Annotated in this window: 17 protein-coding genes; 8 read left to right on the top strand and 9 right to left on the bottom strand. The window is 73.0% G+C overall.

Annotated features, from left to right (window positions below):
* Positions 1-27 precede the first annotated feature (27 nt).
* On the bottom strand, positions 28-774 hold the full coding sequence (recO, locus tag TNCT1_RS15245) for a DNA repair protein RecO (protein ID WP_143632103.1): 747 nt from the start codon (positions 772-774) through the stop codon (positions 28-30).
* A 49-nt stretch (positions 775-823) separates the two neighbouring features.
* Entirely contained in the window at positions 824-1,045 is a 222-nt protein-coding gene (locus tag TNCT1_RS15250) for a hypothetical protein (protein ID WP_143632105.1), read from the bottom strand.
* Between the two features lie 450 nt (positions 1,046-1,495).
* Between TNCT1_RS15250 and TNCT1_RS15255 the strand changes: the two genes are divergently transcribed.
* On the top strand, positions 1,496-2,422 hold the full coding sequence (locus TNCT1_RS15255) for a dihydrodipicolinate synthase family protein (protein ID WP_143632107.1): 927 nt from the start codon (positions 1,496-1,498) through the stop codon (positions 2,420-2,422).
* A 38-nt stretch (positions 2,423-2,460) separates the two neighbouring features.
* Here the strand turns inward: TNCT1_RS15255 and TNCT1_RS15260 are convergent, their stop codons facing one another.
* Positions 2,461-2,931 (bottom strand): hypothetical protein, encoded by a 471-nt coding sequence (locus TNCT1_RS15260; RefSeq protein ID WP_143632109.1) that lies wholly within the window; start codon positions 2,929-2,931, stop codon positions 2,461-2,463.
* A gap of 231 nt (positions 2,932-3,162) precedes the next feature.
* Between TNCT1_RS15260 and TNCT1_RS15265 the strand changes: the two genes are divergently transcribed.
* Complete coding sequence (locus TNCT1_RS15265) at positions 3,163-3,438, top strand: FG-GAP repeat protein (RefSeq protein ID WP_373920475.1); 276 nt, start codon at positions 3,163-3,165, stop codon at positions 3,436-3,438.
* 16 nt (positions 3,439-3,454) lie between these two features.
* Here TNCT1_RS15265 and TNCT1_RS15270 read toward each other — a convergent pair whose 3' ends face one another.
* The 3 genes from TNCT1_RS15270 to leuA all read right to left on the bottom strand — a co-directional run bounded on the left by TNCT1_RS15270 (position 3,455) and on the right by leuA (position 7,472).
* Positions 3,455-4,645 carry an exo-alpha-sialidase gene (locus tag TNCT1_RS15270; RefSeq protein ID WP_143632113.1) on the bottom strand — a complete coding sequence of 397 codons (1,191 nt, stop codon included), beginning with the start codon at positions 4,643-4,645 and terminating at the stop codon, positions 3,455-3,457.
* 225 nt (positions 4,646-4,870) lie between these two features.
* On the bottom strand, positions 4,871-5,566 hold the full coding sequence (locus TNCT1_RS15275; protein ID WP_143632115.1) for a TerB family tellurite resistance protein: 696 nt from the start codon (positions 5,564-5,566) through the stop codon (positions 4,871-4,873).
* 184 nt (positions 5,567-5,750) lie between these two features.
* Positions 5,751-7,472: a 2-isopropylmalate synthase gene (leuA, locus tag TNCT1_RS15280; RefSeq protein WP_143632117.1), complete on the bottom strand. Its 1,722-nt coding sequence runs from the start codon at positions 7,470-7,472 to the stop codon at positions 5,751-5,753.
* A gap of 349 nt (positions 7,473-7,821) precedes the next feature.
* On the opposite strand from leuA, the gene TNCT1_RS15290 reads away from it, so the two are divergent.
* The 4 genes from TNCT1_RS15290 (at position 7,822) to TNCT1_RS15305 (ending at position 11,808) form a co-directional block, all read left to right on the top strand.
* Positions 7,822-8,892, top strand: a complete 1,071-nt coding sequence (locus TNCT1_RS15290; RefSeq protein ID WP_143632119.1) for a M4 family metallopeptidase — start codon at positions 7,822-7,824, stop codon at positions 8,890-8,892.
* A 21-nt stretch (positions 8,893-8,913) separates the two neighbouring features.
* Positions 8,914-9,180, top strand: coding sequence for a protealysin inhibitor emfourin (locus tag TNCT1_RS15295; RefSeq protein WP_143632121.1), 267 nt, complete (start codon positions 8,914-8,916; stop codon positions 9,178-9,180).
* A 67-nt stretch (positions 9,181-9,247) separates the two neighbouring features.
* Positions 9,248-10,561, top strand: a complete 1,314-nt coding sequence (locus TNCT1_RS15300; protein WP_143632123.1) for a GH1 family beta-glucosidase — start codon at positions 9,248-9,250, stop codon at positions 10,559-10,561.
* Positions 10,558-11,808 (top strand): MFS transporter, encoded by a 1,251-nt coding sequence (locus TNCT1_RS15305; RefSeq protein ID WP_143632125.1) that lies wholly within the window; start codon positions 10,558-10,560, stop codon positions 11,806-11,808. Before TNCT1_RS15300 ends, TNCT1_RS15305 begins: the two co-directional genes overlap by 4 nt.
* Before the next feature lie 59 nt (positions 11,809-11,867).
* Here the strand turns inward: TNCT1_RS15305 and era are convergent, their stop codons facing one another.
* Positions 11,868-12,821, bottom strand: coding sequence for a GTPase Era (gene era, locus TNCT1_RS15310; protein WP_174266304.1), 954 nt, complete (start codon positions 12,819-12,821; stop codon positions 11,868-11,870).
* Positions 12,822-12,995: 174 nt separating this feature from the next.
* On the opposite strand from era, the gene TNCT1_RS15315 reads away from it, so the two are divergent.
* Positions 12,996-14,318 (top strand): ammonium transporter, encoded by a 1,323-nt coding sequence (locus TNCT1_RS15315; protein ID WP_143632129.1) that lies wholly within the window; start codon positions 12,996-12,998, stop codon positions 14,316-14,318.
* Positions 14,315-14,653, top strand: coding sequence for a P-II family nitrogen regulator (locus tag TNCT1_RS15320; RefSeq protein WP_143632131.1), 339 nt, complete (start codon positions 14,315-14,317; stop codon positions 14,651-14,653). Before TNCT1_RS15315 ends, TNCT1_RS15320 begins: the two co-directional genes overlap by 4 nt.
* A 19-nt stretch (positions 14,654-14,672) precedes the next feature.
* Here TNCT1_RS15320 and TNCT1_RS15325 read toward each other — a convergent pair whose 3' ends face one another.
* On the bottom strand, positions 14,673-15,035 hold the full coding sequence (locus TNCT1_RS15325) for a cytidine deaminase (RefSeq protein ID WP_143632133.1): 363 nt from the start codon (positions 15,033-15,035) through the stop codon (positions 14,673-14,675).
* A 28-nt stretch (positions 15,036-15,063) separates the two neighbouring features.
* Positions 15,064-15,885 (bottom strand): helix-turn-helix transcriptional regulator, encoded by an 822-nt coding sequence (locus tag TNCT1_RS15330; protein ID WP_235902623.1) that lies wholly within the window; start codon positions 15,883-15,885, stop codon positions 15,064-15,066.
* Positions 15,886-15,916: the final 31 nt, after the last annotated feature.

Raw genomic sequence — 15,916 nt, forward strand, 5'->3', positions numbered from 1 at the left:
CCTCGACTCCTCTAGCTCTTCTCGCGCTTACTTCTCGACGTACCTGAGCGAGCGCAGCCCGCGCTCCAGGTGCCAGTGCAGATACGCGGACACCAGCCCGCTGCCCTCCCGGACGTGGCGCGGCTCGCACGCATCCGCCGTCTCCCAGTCTCCCGTAAGCAGCGCGCCGAGCAGCACCAGGGTCTGCGGGGAGGGCACGACGCTGCCCGGCACCCGGCAGTCGGCGCAGACCGAGCCGCCGGAGGCCACCGAGAAGAACCGGTTCGGGCCGGGCATCCCGCACTTCGCGCAGTCGCCGAAGCTGGGGGCGTAGCCGTTGACGGCGAGCGAGCGCAGCAGGAAGGCGTCCAGCACGAGGTGCGGGGCGTGCTCGCCGCGGGCCAGGGTGCGCAGCCCGCCGACGAGCAGCAGGTACTGCTGGACGGCCGGTTCGCCCTCGTGGTCGGTGAACCGCTCGGCCGTCTCCAGCATCGCGGTGCCCGCGGTGTACCGGGCGTAGTCGGTGACGATCCCGCCGCCGTAGGGCGCGATGGTCTCGCTCTGCGTGCACAGCGGCAGCCCGCGCCCGACCAGCTCACTGCCGCGTGCGAAGAACTGCACGTCGACATGGGAGAAGGGCTCCAGCCGGGCCCCGAACTTCGACTTCGTCCGACGCACACCCCTGGCCACGGCCCGTACCCGGCCGTGCCCGCGGGTGAGCAGCGTGATGATGCGATCCGCTTCGCCGAGCTTCTGGGTCCGCAGGACGATGCCGTCGTCGCGGAACAGACTCATGGCTCCATTCTGCCCGCCCGCACGGGCCGCCGGGCCCGCGGGCGGCGGTTCAGGCCACCGGCCCCCGCGTCCGCCCGCGCGCGTCGGCATGGGCGGCCACGGCATGGAGCTGCTCGCCGGGGGTGGCCGCGCGGACGGCCCGCGGATCGCAGTCCCACTCGCGGCCGCCGCCGTAGGGCCGCAGCTGTACGTACGGCCCCTCGTGCCCCATGACGATGCCGAGGCGTCCGGTACGGGTGTCGACGGCGCAGGAGCCGACCGGGAGATTCATCGCGTCCACCTCCGGTGGTTCCCCTGCCACCGGCAATTTCACTCTTCGCATGCCACTGGTGGCCCAGCGTGTCTACACTCGGCCGGAGTCTGCCCGCGGCGCCGCCCGCCGTACGACGCCGGCCCCGCGCCGCCCGCCGCAGGTCAGGCACCGCCTCCGGCCGGGCGGTGGCGCACTCGCCGACGCTGCTCCGGGACGGTTCCGGGGCGGCCTCGGCGCCGTTCCGGGGCGGTTCTGGGGCGGCTTCGGCGCCGCTCCGGGGCGGTTCCGGGGCGGCCTCGGCGCCGTTCCGGGGGGGCCGGTTCCGCGCCCGCCGCTGCCGTTCCGGAGCACGACCCGCGCTCCACGCCGGATCGCGCGGCCGCGTCGCGGCACGGACACCGCCGCCGCTGCCGCCATCCTGGGCAGGAGGACCGGCCGGTCCGCGACCCAGCCCGCCAGGAGCCGTGAATGACCCTCCCCGCCCCGCTCACCGGTGTCGTCCCGCCCGTCTGCACCCCGCTCACACCCGAGCGCGAGGTGGACGTGCCCTCGCTGCTGAGACTGGTGGACCACCTGGTGGCGGGCGGGGTGCACGGGCTGTTCGTGCTCGGTTCGACCTCGGAGGCGGCCTTCCTGACGGACCGCCAGCGCCGGCAGGTGGTGGAGGCGGTCGCGGACCACGCCGGCGGCCGGCTCCCCGTCATCGCCGGGGCCATCGACATGACCACTCCGCGCGTCCTGGAGCACGTCCGGGAGGTCAGTGCGGCGGGGGCGCAGGCCGTCGTCGTCACCGCCCCCTTCTACGCCCGCACCCACCCCGCCGAGATCGTCCACCACTACCGCCGGATCGCCGCCGCCAGCCCGGTCCCGGTGATCGCCTACGACATCCCGGTCGCCGTGCACACCAAACTCCCCGCCGAGCTGGTGCTGGGTCTGGCCGCCGACGGGGTGCTGGCCGGCCTGAAGGACTCCAGCGGGGACCTGGCCGCGTTCCGGGAGGTCGTCACCGGGGCCCGCGCCCACGCCGGGTTCGGCGTGCTGACCGGCTCCGAGCTGATCGCGGACGCCGCGCTGGCGCTGGGCGCCGACGGGGTGGTGCCGGGGCTGGCCAACGTGGACCCGCACGGGTACGTCCGGCTCTACCGGCTGTGCCGGGCGGGCGACTGGGAGGGCGCCCGGGCCGAACAGGAGCGGCTGTGCGCCCTGTTCGGCATCGTCGCGGCCGGCGACCCGGCCCGGATGGGCGCGAGCTCCTCGGCCCTGGGCGCCTTCAAGGCGGCCCTGCACCTGCGCGGAGTCATCGACTGCCCGGCGACGGCCGAACCCCAGGTACAGCTGTCGGGCGACGAGGTGACCCGGGTGAGCCAGCAGCTGACGGGGGCGGGACTGCTGTAGGCGGAGGCACGAGCGCCCCGCACCTCGATCCGACCTGCCTACGGGACCGGGACCCGTTGCAGATGCTGAACGATGAGAGCGAGGTCCGAAATGGACGCTATACAGAATTCCTGGTCCCGCGTGTTCACGGAGTGAACGACGTCAGCGAATGCCGGATTCCCGAGACCGCCGGTCTCGAGCAGAACGCGATTCGGCAGCAGGATCCGGTTTCTCCTCGTCCGGTCGAGCACCCATGCGAGCTGAGTGGGAACATCCTTCACGACATCCTCGACGAACTGGTCCACGCCTTCCCTCGGAGCTTTGTAGCGCCATCCCATGTAGGCCACCTGGTGGTAGCCGTACTCGTCGTTGTATTCGGTCGGCAGCTTGAACCAGGCGAGTTCGCCAAACCTGCTGAGCGCCTTCATCGCGTCCACGGTCCGGGTCGACATGAAACGTCCGATCTGGTTGCCGTCGGCTCGGTCGGAGTACGCACGGTGCTGCACCGTCCGATCACCGACACCGGTCACCGATTGGGTCGTCAGGCGGCCTAGAGCGTCGAAGGCAGTGAACGATCTTCCATGCTCACCTGTTCGAGTCGACTCAAGCAGTGCCGTCCGGATCAACAAGAGGCAAAGGATGGCCAACTGCCGTTGCAGTCAAGGTGGTTGCCGCCGTCGTGGCCGGGCAGGCCGCGGTCCCGGTGAACGCCCGATGGAGGCAGTACAACCATCCGGTTTCGACGGGGGTCTCGACCGGGTGTGCGAGACGGCTGCGGCCGGTCGTCGTGTTCCGGCAGGATCCGGGAGAAGGGCGACCGGTTCGGCGGGGCCGTGCGGCTCGCCGACACCACCGGCGACGGCCGGGCGGAGCTGTACGCCGGGGCTCCGGGGGAGAACGCGGGCGCCGGCTCGGTGTGGGCGCTCCCGGGGACCGCCACGCAGGTGACCGGCAAGGGCTCGGTCTCCTTGGGCGCGGGCACGCTGGGCACGGTCGCGGCGAAGGCCGCCCTGGGCGCGGCCTTCGACCGCCGCTGACGCGGCCGGCGGCCGGTCAGCGCGTCGTCCGCGCCGGCAGCCGCCGGAACTCGATCCTCTCGTACGGCCCGTTCGTGCCGGTCTCGTACAGCAGCCCGGCCGTGTGCGCGCCGAGCGGGACGAGGTCGGAGTAGGCGGCGGGCCGGCCGGACAGGGTGAGCGCCCTGCTGAAGGTCCGTCCGCCGTCGGTGCTGCGCCACAGGGCCATCGCCCGGCGGGCGGTGGGCACGGAGGGCGCGGAGAACAGCAACGGGGCGGCGTGTGCGCCGGGTGGTTGCAGGACGCTGCCCTGGACCACCGGGACGTCGTCCAGCGTGCTCTGCACGGCGAACGGGGCGTCCAGGGTCGCGCCCGCGTCGCTGGAGAAGGCGTCGAGGCGGTGGCCGGGTCCGCTGCCGTGCTGGTCGCGCGAGGAGAAGTACAGCCGTCCGTCCGGGAGCTGGGCGGCGCCGGTCTCGTTGGCGTTGGTCACGCCGTCGTGGCCGTCGTCCGTGAAGCCGAGCCGCCAGGTGCGGCCGCCGTCGTCGCTGTAGAGGGCGTGGGCGCCGTAGTACCGGGGCTCCTGGCCGGTGTCGGGTGAGCCGGGCGGCGGCGCGGTGGAGTGGTCGGCGGGCACGAGCAGGCGGCCGGCGTGGGGGCCGCGGGTCAGGGCCAGGGCGTGACCGGGGCCGGTCGCGAACCAGCGCCAGCGCGGCGGCTTCACCGCGGCCGTGATGTCCCGCGGGGTCGTGAAGCGGCGGCCGTCGTCCAGGCTGCGCTGCACGAACACCCGGCGGCCCTGCCCGGGGGCGACCTCGCCGCGCATGATCCGCGCCTCGGTCGCCGAGCCGGCGTTGAACGAGGTGACGAGGACGACCGCGCCGGTGCGCGGGTCGACGACGGGGGCCGGGTTGCCCCGGGTGTCGCCCTGCCCGGCGGCCACCACCGTGAGCTTCCCCCAGGTGCAGCCGCCGTCGGCGGAGCGGCGCAGCACGACGTCGATGTCGCCGCTGTCGCCCGCGCCGTCGTGCCGGCCCTCGGCGAAGGCCAGCACGGTTCCGCGCCGGGTGACGACGGCGGCCGGGATGCGGTAGGCGTCGTAGCCGCCCTCCCCCGCGGTGTACGGCACCGAGGACGCGCAGCCGGACGCGGGCCGGGCCGGCTGCACGACGGCGAGCGGGGCGAGGAGCGCGGCGGCTGCGGCGAGGGCGCGGCTCAGCGGGGTCACGACCCCCATGCTCCCCGCGGTCACCGGCCCGGGCACGGTGGCGGGCCCGGGCGGGTCAGGACGGCGTCCGGGCGGCCGCCGGCAGCCTGCCGACGTCCGGCGCAGACGGTGAGGGCCGCGCCGACCGTGGGGCGCGATGGCTGCGGCGAGGGCGCGGCTCAGCGGGGTCACGCCCCCATGCTGCCCGCGGTCACCGGCCGGAGCGCGGTGGCGGGCCCGGGCGGGTCAGGACGGCGTCCGGGCGGCCGTCAGCAGCCTGCCGACGTCCTCGGCGCAGATGGTGAGGGCCGCGCCGACGGTGGTGAGCGCGTCGCGTTCGGCGGGGGTGTAGGGGCCGTCGGCCAGGGCGATGCGGGCGGCGTCGAGGAACAGGGACTCGCGGCCGGCCGGGGCGAGGTGCGGGGCGAGCGGGTCCAGGGCCTCGTGCAGCTCTATGGCGAGGCTCGCGCCGCACGGCCCGCCGAGGACCCGGCCGGTGTCGGCGGCGAGCGCCTCGACCAGGGCGGCCAGCCGGTCCTCGGTGCAGTCCTGGAAGCCGGCGGCGCGGACGGTGCCGGCGGCCGTCTCCAGGACGGTGCGGGAGGAGGTGCCGCCCGCGGCGAGGACGGCGAGGGCGACGGTGTGCACGGCGTCGCGGAGCATCGCGGAGAAGCGGCGGGTGGTGGGGTGGTCGAGGACCTCGGTGCCGTAGTGGTGGCCGCAGGCGGCGCACTCCACGACGGGTCCGGCGGCGCCGCGCGGCAGCAGCGGCACTCCGAGCAGGGTGAGGCGGCGGCGGCCGGAGAGCCGCTGGTAGTTGCGGTCGCCCCCGCAGCCCGGGCAGTAGAACTCGCCGTCGCCGACGGGTGTCCACGCGGTGCGGGTGCCCAGGATGCGCGCAGCCCTGGCGGCACGGCCGTCTCGTCCCCGTACTGGCAGCACGTCGCACCTCCGTAACCGCGCGGCAACATCGCAGCGCTGGCGTGATGTTAGCCACATCCCGGAGGCTGAGTCAGTACCCCGTACGAGACCTTTCCGTGACCTGGTGCGCGCGATGGCCGGGAAACGACGGGGCCCCGGCCGCCCGGTACGGCGGCCGGGGCCCCGAAAGACCCGGTCAGAGGGGTCAGCGGGCCGAGCGGTTCACCGCGGAGACGACGGCCTTCAGCGACGCACGCGTCGTGTTCGCGTCGATGCCGATGCCCCACAGGACCTTGTCGCCGATCGCGCACTCGATGTAGGAGGCGGCCTGCGCGGAGGCGCCCTCGCTCATCGTGTGCTCCTGGTAGTCCAGCAGGCGTACGTCGACGCCGATGGACTGCAGGGCGTCGAAGAAGGCGGAGATCGGGCCGTTGCCCGAGCCGGTCAGGACGGTGTCCTCGCCGTCGACGGTCGCCTCCACGGTCAGCGTGTCCACGCCGTCGGTGTCCGTGGTCGACTGGCCCGTGCGGACCTGGATGCGGCCCCACGGGTTCTGCGGGTTCGGCAGGTACTCGTCCTGGAAGACGGCCCAGATGTCCTTCGGCGTGATCTCGCCGCCCTCGGCGTCCGTCTTGGCCTGGATGAGCCTGGAGAACTCGATCTGCATGCGGCGCGGCAGGTCCAGCTTGTGGTCGTTCTTCAGGACGTAGGAGATGCCGCCCTTGCCGGACTGCGAGTTGACCCGGATGACGGCCTCGTAGGAGCGGCCGACGTCCTTGGGGTCGATCGGCAGGTACGGCACCGCCCACTCGATGTCGTCGACGCTGACGCCCTTGGCCTTCGCGTCGGCCTCCATGGCGTCGAAGCCCTTCTTGATGGCGTCCTGGTGGGAGCCGGAGAAGGACGTGTAGACCAGGTCGCCCACGTACGGGTGGCGCGGGTGGACCTCCATCTGGTTGCAGTACTCCCACGTGCGACGGATCTCGTCGATGTCGGAGAAGTCGATCTGCGGGTCGACCCCCTGCGAGAACAGGTTCATGCCCAGGGTGACCAGGTCGACGTTGCCGGTGCGCTCGCCCTGGCCGAACAGGCAGCCCTCGACGCGGTCGGCGCCGGCCATCACGGCCAGTTCGGCGGCCGCCACGGCCGTGCCGCGGTCGTTGTGCGGGTGGACGGACAGGCAGACGTACTCGCGCCTGGACAGGTTGCGGTGCATCCACTCGAACCGGTCGGCGTGCGTGGACGGGGTCGAACGCTCCACGGTGGCGGGCAGGTTGAGGATGATCTCGCGGCCCGGGCCGGGCTGGTAGACGTCCATCACCGCCTCGCAGACCTCCAGCGCGAAGTCCAGTTCGGTGTCGGTGAAGATCTCCGGGGAGTACTGGTAGCCGAACTCGGTCTCGGGGCCCAGCAGTTTCTCGGCGTACTCCATCACCAGGCGGGTGCCGTCGACGGCGATCTGCTTGATGTCGTCCTTGGAGCCGCGGAAGACGACCCGGCGGAACACCGGGGCGGTCGCGTTGTACAGGTGGACGGTGGCCCGCCGGGCGCCCTTCAGGGACTCCACGGTCCGCTCGATCAGGTCCTCGCGGGCCTGGGTCAGGACGGAGATCGTGACGTCCTCGGGGATCGCGCCCTCTTCCTCGATGATCGAGCGTACGAAGTCGAAGTCGGTCTGGCCGGAGGCGGGGAAGCCGACCTCGATCTCCTTGTAGCCCATCGCCACCAGCTGGTCGAACATGCGGCGCTTGCGCTCGGGGGACATGGGGTCGATCAGGGCCTGGTTGCCGTCGCGCAGGTCGGTGGAGAGCCAGCGGGGGGCGACGGTGACACGCTTGCCGGGCCAGGTGCGGTCCGGGATGTCGACCTGCTCGTACCGGCCGTACTTGTGGATCGGCATGGAACTGGGCTGCTGGCGGTTGGCCATGATGCGTGGGCTCCTCAGGGTGTCCGGATGTCCGAGTGGACGGCCGACGACGCAACGCCAGAGCTCCGCGGGGAGGGAGTCGGCCTCTACAGGCCCTCGCCGCGGCAGCTAAGGAGAAGCAGCCCGAAACGCATGATGCTCCGCAGCCTAGCCGAGCCGCACCGGATGCGCGGGCCTGTCCCAGTATGCGGGACCGCCGGGACCAATCGGACGAAAAGCGTGCAATCTCACTCCGGGGTCACGATCGCTTACCACCCCGTGACGCAGCGCGACGACGGATGTCCGGGTATTTCACCAATCATGGTTGCGAGTAGTGACAGTCATGTCACGCAGTGCGATGGTGCCGAGTATGACCACCAACGGGGGCTTCGAGCCCGTCTTCTGCACGATCGTCCCGCCGCACGTCCTCGACCGGCTCGCGCGATCCGGCGACTTGGCGCTCTCCGGTCCCGCCCGCCGGTCCCTGGAGCACGACGCCTACCAGCGCACCAAGCGCCGCCTGACCACGGTGCTCGGCGCGCCCGCCGTCGCCCAGCCGGCCGGCGCCGCCGCCGGCCGCCCGCACCGCACCGTCTACGACGCCCGCCACCGGCAGGACCTGCCCGGCACCAAGGTCCGCGAGGAGGGCTCCGAGCCGGGCGCGGACGCCTCGGTGAACCGCGCCTACGCGGGTCTCGGCGCCACCTTCGACCTGTACCAGAAGGCGTACGGCCGCGACTCCATCGACGGCGCGGGCCTGCCGCTTGACGCCAGCGTGCACTTCGGCACCGACTACGACAACGCCTTCTGGAACGGCGAGCAGATGGTGTTCGGCGACGGGGACGGCGAGATCTTCCTGGACTTCACCATCCCGGTCGACGTCATCGGCCACGAGCTGACCCACGGCGTCACCCAGCACACCGCCAACCTCACCTACTTCGGCCAGCCCGGCGCGCTCAACGAGTCGCTGTCCGACGTCTTCGGCTCGCTGATCAAGCAGTACAGCCTCGGCCAGACCGCCGCCGAGGCCGACTGGCTGATCGGCGCCGGACTGCTCGCCCCGGGTGTGCACGGCACGGCCCTGCGCTCGATGAAGGCGCCGGGCACGGCGTACGACGACCCGAACCTCGGTAAGGACCCGCAGCCGGCGACCATGGAGCACTACGTGCGCACCGGCCGCGACAACGGCGGCGTGCACATCAACTCCGGCATCCCGAACCACGCGTTCTACCTGGTCGCCACCGCCATGGGCGGCCACTCCTGGGAGAAGGCGGGGCAGGTCTGGTACGACGTGCTGACCGGCGGCGAGCTCCAGCAGCAGGCCCAGTTCGCCGACTTCGCCAAACTGACCGTGAAGGCGGCGCGCGAGCGGTACGGCGCCGGCGACGAACTGGAGGCCGTGCAGAAGGCCTGGGAGCAGGTCGGGGTGCGGACGCTGTAGTTCCGTACTAGACAGGCTCCCATGCGTATTCAGGTACGGCGCACAGGCGGATTCGCGGGCATCGAGCGCCGGGCCGAGGTGGACACCTCGGCCCGGCCCGACGCCCAGGAGTGGCAGGCCCTGGCCGAACGCGTCCTGGCCTCCGGCGGTTCGACGCCACCGGCGGGGGTCCCGGACGGCTTCGCCTACGAGATCACGGTCGACGGCCGCACGGTCCACGCGGCCGACCCCCGACTCACCGAGGAGCAGAGGGAGTTGATCACGAGGGTGCTGAAGGAGGGGGCCTAGGGCCGGCGGGCGCCGGTTCCCGCAGGGGCGTTGACTTCCGTTACCGACGGTACGGATGATCCGGGCCATGGCGACTGACGCAGGCAAGGCGATCCCCCGCTTCCCGGCCGGCTTCCTGTGGGGCGTGTCCACCTCGGCCCACCAGATCGAGGGGGCGGCCGACATACGGGAGCCGTCCGTGTGGGACGTGTTCACGGCCACGCCGGGACGGGTGAAGGACGGTTCGACGGCGGCGGTGGCCTGTGACCACTACCACCGCTACCGGGAGGACGTGGCGCTGCTCGCCGGTCTCGGCGTGGACGCGTACCGCTTCTCCGTGTCGTGGCCCCGGGTGAACTCCCCCGGTGGCCTCGACTTCTACGACCGGCTGGTGGACGAGCTGTGCGCGGCGGGCGTGCGGCCCGTGCCCACCCTCTTCCACTGGGACCTGCCCGCCGGCCTGGACTGGCTGGAACGGGACACGGCGGCCCGGTTCGCCGAGTACGTGTCCACGGTCGCCGGACGGCTCGGCGACCGGGTCGGCAAGTGGATCACGCTCAACGAGCCGGCCGAGCACACCCTGCTGGGCCACGCCCTCGGCGTGCACGCCCCCGGCCGGCGGCTGCTGTTCGACGCGCTGCCCGCGGCCCACCACCAACTGCTCGCCCACGGGCTCGCGGTGGGGGCCCTGCGCGCGGCCGGCGCCGCGGACGTCGGCATCGCCAACTCCCACGGCCCCACCTGGCCCGCCTCCGGCGACCCGGCCGACCAGGAGGCGGCGGGCTTCTACGACCTGCTGCTGAACCGGCTGTTCGCCGAGCCGGTCCTGCTGGGCGCGTACCCGGAGGGCGTCGGCGAGCTGATGCCGGGAGACGTGGCGTCCGACCTGTCGGTCATCTCCGCGCCGCTCGACTGGTACGGCGTCAACTACTACGCCCCGTCCCGGGTGAGCGCCCCGCAGGGCACCGCCACCGAGTTCGGCGGGGTCGGTCTGCCCGCCGAACTCCCCTTCTCGGTGAGGCCGATCGAGGGCCGCCCGGTGACGGACTTCGGCTGGCCGGTCGTCCCCGAGGGCCTGACCGAGCTGCTGACCGGCTTCCGCGACCGGTACGGCGACCGGCTCCCGCCGGTCGTCATCACCGAGAACGGCTGCTCCTACGAGGGCGTCGACGACCAGGAGCGCATCGCCTACCTGGACGCCCACATCCGCGCCCTGCACACGGCGCTCGAGGCGGGCGTCGACGTGCGCGGCTACTTCGTCTGGTCCCTGATGGACAACTTCGAGTGGGCGGAGGGGTACGCGCGCCGCTTCGGCCTGGTGCACGTCGACCAGGCGACGCTGGAGCGCACCCCCAAGGCGTCCTACCGCTGGTTCAGGGACGTGCTGCGGGCCCAGAGATGACCGCCGCCGCCTCGGCCGCCCTGGCCGAGCCCGTCGAACCGGTCCGCCGGGGCTGGACGGCGGCGCTGGCGCTGGCCAACGGGGCGATCTGGGTGGGCTGGTTCGGCCCGCTGCAGATCCTGCTGGCCTCTCAGGCGAGGGACTTCGCGCCCGCCGCCGGGATGGAGAAGGAGACGGTCCTGGCCTGGGTGACCGGAGCCGGCGCGGTCGTCTCGCTGCTCGCGAACCCGCTCTTCGGCGCCCTGTCCGACCGCACCACCGCCCGCTGGGGCCGCCGCACCCCGTGGATCGTGGCCGGTGCGGCGGGCGGGGCGCTGTCCCTGCTGCTGCTCGCGGCCGCGGACGGGGTGGGGACGATGGCGCTGGGCTGGTGCCTGGCCCAGCTCACCCTGAACGCGGCCTTCGCGGCGGTGACGGCGGCCGTCCCGGACCGGGTGCCGCGCGGCCGGCGGGGCGCGGTGGGCGGCTGGCTGGGCGCGGCGCAGATCCTGGGGGTGGTCGGGGGCACGGGCCTGGCCACGGCGGCGGGCGGCACCGCGGCCGGGTACACGGCGTGCGCGGTGTTCACGCTGGTGGGCGTGGGACCGTACGTGCTGCGGTACGAGGATCTGCGGCTGGCCCGGGCGGACCGGCCGGCCTGGTCCTGGCGGGCCTTCCTGGCGGGCTTCTGGCTCAGCCCGCGCCGCCACCGGGACCTGGGCTGGGCCTGGCTGACCCGCTTCCTGATCAACCTCAGCAACGCGCTGGTCCTGCTGTACCTGCTGTACTACCTGCGCGACCGCCTCCACTACGGCGATCCCGGCCGGGGCGTGCTGGTCCTGACGGCCGTGAACGGTGCGACCCTGCTCGCCACGGTCGTGGTGGGCGGCGTGTGGTCGGACCGCTCGGGGCGCCGCAAGCCGTTCGTGATCTGGTCGGGCGTGCTGATGGCGGTGGCGACGGCGGCCCTCGCCGGCTGGCAGACCTGGCCGGGCGCGGTCGTCGCGGCCGCGGTCCTCGGGGTCGGCTTCGGGGTGTTCACCTCGGTCGACTTCGCCCTGATGACGGACGTGCTGCCGAGGGCGCTGGACCGCGGCAAGGACCTGGGCGTGATCAACGTGGCCAACGCCCTGCCGCAGGTCGCGGCGCCCGCCCTCGCCGCGCCGATCGTGACGTACCTGGGCGGCTACCGGGTGCTGTACCTAGTGGCGGCCGTGATCGGGCTGGCGGGGGCGGTGCTGGTGGGGCGGATCAGGGGGGTCGAGTGAGCGGCGCCCGCCGGGCGGCGGCGGGGCCTGCCGGGCGGCGGCGGGGCCTGCCGGCCGCCTCAGAACCCCAGGCGGCGGAGCTGCTTCGGGTCCCGCTGCCAGTCCTTGGCCACCTTGACGTGCAGGTCCAGGAAGACCGGCGTGCCGAGCAGCGCCTCGATCTGCTTGCGGGACTTGATGCCGACGTCCTTCAGCCGCTTGCCCTTGGGGCCGATGATGATGCCCTTCTGGCTGGGGCGCTCGATGTAGACGTTGGCGTGGATGTCCAGCAGCGGCTTGTCGGCCGGGCGGTCCTCGCGCGGCAGCATCTCCTCCACGACCACGGCGATGGAGTGCGGCAGCTCGTCGCGGACGCCCTCAAGGGCCGCCTCGCGGATGAGTTCCGCGATCATGACCTGCTCGGGCTCGTCGGTGAGGTCGCCCTCGGGGTAGAGGGCCGGACCCTCGGGCAGCATCGGGATCAGCAGGTCCGCCAGCAGGTCGACCTGCTTGTTCGCGGTCGCCGACACCGGGACGATCTGCGCCCACTCGATGCCCAGCTCCTTGCCGAGCTGGTCGATCGCGATGAGCTGCTCGGCGAGGGTCTTGGAGTCGACCAGGTCCGTCTTGGTGACGATGGCGACCTTCGGGGACTTGCGGATGCCGGCCAGTTCCTTGGCGATGAAGCGGTCGCCGGGACCGATCTTCTCGTTCGCGGGCAGGCAGAAGCCGATCACGTCGACCTCGGCCCACGTCGTGCGCACGACGTCGTTGAGCCGCTCGCCGAGCAGGGTGCGCGGCTTGTGCAGGCCCGGGGTGTCAACCAGGATGAGCTGGGCGTCGGGGCGGTGCACGATCCCGCGCACCGTGTGCCGCGTGGTCTGCGGCTGGTTGGCGGTGATCGCCACCTTCTGCCCGACCAGAGCGTTCGTGAGGGTGGACTTGCCCGCGTTGGGGCGGCCCACGAAGCAGGCGAAGCCGGCGCGGTGGGCGGCCTCGCCCGACGGCTCGGATGACTGGGTACGAACGCTCATGGCGTTCATTGTCCCTGATCCACGGGACCGCGCCGTACCAACGGCCGCCACGGGCTCTCGATGTGAGCCCGACGAAACCGCCCCGCAACGAAACGTCACGGAAACACACCCGTACGCAACCGGAAATCCCGGCCGGTGACCCTCTGACGAGCCCCCACACCGCTGGAGACGCCCGTGACCCTCGCCGCAGCCCACGTCGACACCGGCGACACCGCCTGGCTCCTCGCCGCCACCGCCCTCGTCCTGCTGATGACCCCGGGCCTGGCCCTCTTCTACGGCGGCATGGTGCGCACGAAGAGCGTCCTGAACATGCTGATGATGAGCTTCGTGTCGATCGCCCTGGTGACGGTGGTCTGGCTGGCGGCCGGGTACTCCCTCGCCTTCGGGGACGACGTCCTCGGCGGGCTGATCGGCGGCCTGGGCCACTCCGGCATGAGCGGGATCGGCCCGGGCAGCGTCCACGGCAGCGTGCCCACCCTGCTCTTCGCCACCTTCCAGCTCACCTTCGCGATCATCACCGCGGCCCTGATCAGCGGCGCGGTCGCGGACCGCACGAAGTTCTCGGCCTGGCTGGTGTTCGTCCCGGTCTGGGCGCTGCTCGTGTACGTCCCCGTGGCGCACTGGGTGTGGGGCCCGGGCGGCTGGATCGCGGACCGGCTCGGGGCGCTCGACTTCGCCGGCGGCATGCCCGTGGAGATCACCTCCGGCGCCTCCGGACTCGCCCTGTGCCTGGTGCTCGGGCCCCGGCTCGGCTTCAGGAAGGACGCCATGCGCCCGCACAACCTGCCCATGGTGGTCCTCGGCGCCGGCCTGCTCTGGTTCGGCTGGTTCGGCTTCAACGCCGGCTCCGCGCTCGGCGCGAACGGCCTCGCCGCGGCGGCCTTCCTCAACACGCTCGCGGCCGGCTGCACCGGCCTGCTCGGCTGGCTCTTCGTCGAGCAACGGCGCGACGGCCACCCGACCACGCTGGGCGCGGCCTCCGGCGCGGTGGCCGGTCTGGTCGCGATCACGCCGTCCTGCGGCACCGTCTCCCTGCTGGGCGCGCTGGTGGTGGGCCTGGCCGCCGGCGTCGTCTGCTCCTACGCGGTGAGCTGGAAGTTCCGTCTGAACTACGACGACTCGCTGGACGTCGTCGGCGTCCACCTGGTCGGCGGTGTCATCGGCACCCTGCTGATCGGCCTGTTCGCCGAGCGGGCGATGACCGGCGGCGCCGAGGGGCTGTTCTACGGCGGCGGACTGGTGCCGCTGGGCAGGCAGTCGCTGGCCGTGGCCGTCGTCGGCGCGTACGCCTTCGCGGTGACGTACGGCCTCGGCAAGGTGATCGACCGGGTGCTGGGCTTCCGGGCCGGCGAGGAGCAGGAGCACACCGGGCTCGACCTCACGGTGCACGCCGAGACGGCTTACGATCACGGGGTCCTGGGCCACGGCGCCCCGGTCGGACACTCCCTCGTCGCCGCCCAGCAGGACCCCACCCGGAAGGTCGAGAGCCAGGCATGAAGCTCATCACCGCGATCGTCAAGCCGTTCCGTCTGGAGGAGGTCAAGACCGCCCTGCAGGAGCTGGGGGTGCACGGTCTGACGGTCAGCGAGGCGAGCGGGTACGGCCGGCAGCACGGCCACACCGAGGTCTACCGGGGCGCCGAGTACCGGGTCGACCTGGTGCCGAAGGTGCGCATCGAGGTCGTGGTGGAGGACGCGGTCGCCGACGCCGTGATCGACGCGGTCGTCGCGGCCGCGCGCACGGGCAGGATCGGGGACGGCAAGGTCTGGGCGCTGCCCGTGGAGACCGTCGTACGGGTGCGCACCGGCGAACGCGGCCCCGACGCCCTCTGACGGGCAGCCGCCCGGCCCGCTACCGGCCGGTGCCCGCCTGGGCCGTCCGCCGCACTTCCCCGTCGGGGCCGGCGAGCAGCACCGGCGTCGCGTCGCCGCCGAGGTCGGCCACGGCGGCCCGGTCCTGCGGCGCGACCTCCTCGGCCTCGCTCACCACGGCCGCCGCCTCCAGCGACCGCGCGCCCGAGGCGACCGCCATGGCGACGGCGGTCTGCAGGGCGCTCAGCCGCAGCGAGGGCAGGTCCACCGACCCGGCGGCGTAGGTGCGCCCGGTCTCGTCGCGTACGGCGGCCCCCTCGGGCACACCGTTGCGGGCGCGCACGGAACGGGCCAGCGTGACGATCTTGCGGTCCTCGGGGTCAAGCGCGTTGCTGTCGGTCATGCCCAGAGCATACGAAGCCACCGCGGGCTCACCCCGCCACGGGGTGCATGGCGTCCCGCCGTCCCTCGGGGGACGCCAGCCACTCCAGCTTCGCCGCGGTGTCCTCCTCGTCCAGCGGGGTGTGCAGCACGATCATCAGGTCGGGCCGGGCCGGCACCTTCAGCACCGTCGACTCCACGACCAGCAGCCCGGCCAGCGGGTGGGTCAGCTCCTTGCGTACCTGCCCCTGATCCTCGATGTCCCGCTCGGCCCACAGCGCCACGAACTCGGGGCTGCGCGCCGACGCCTCGGCGAGCACCGCCTGGAACCCCTCGTCGTCCGGCCGGGCCGCGCAGGCGGCCCGGAACTGGGCCACGACCGTGCGCGCGTTGCGCTCCCAGCTCCTGCTGCGCGACCGGTACAGCGGATCGACGAAGAAGTCGACGAGGCAGTTCTGGGTGGTGTCCGGCCGCATGCCGAGGACGAGCGCCGCCGCGTCGTTGTACATCACGCAGTTGTAGTACGAGTCCATGATGTGCGCCGGGTAGGGCATCCAGGTGTCGATCAGCCGGCGCAGCCCCTCGCACATGTCCCGCTTCTCCGGCGCCACTTGGGGTGCCGGCGGGTTCATCCCGGCCAGCAGGTACAGGTGCCGGCGTTCGGCGTCGCTGAGCCGCAGCACCCGCGCCACGGCGTCGAGGACCTGCGGCGAGACGGAGATGTCCCGCCCCTGTTCGAGCCACTGGTACCAGGACGCGCCCACCCCGGCCAGCACGGCGACCTCCTCCCGGCGCAGTCCGGGCGTCCGGCGCCGGCCGCCGCCGCCCGGCAGTCCGGCCTCCTCGGGGCTCACCCGGGCCCGCCGGCTCATCAGGAACTCCCGCAGCTCGTCCCGCCGTTGA

The organism is Streptomyces sp. 1-11, assembly GCF_007176755.1.
Taxonomy (GTDB): domain Bacteria; phylum Actinomycetota; class Actinomycetes; order Streptomycetales; family Streptomycetaceae; genus Streptomyces.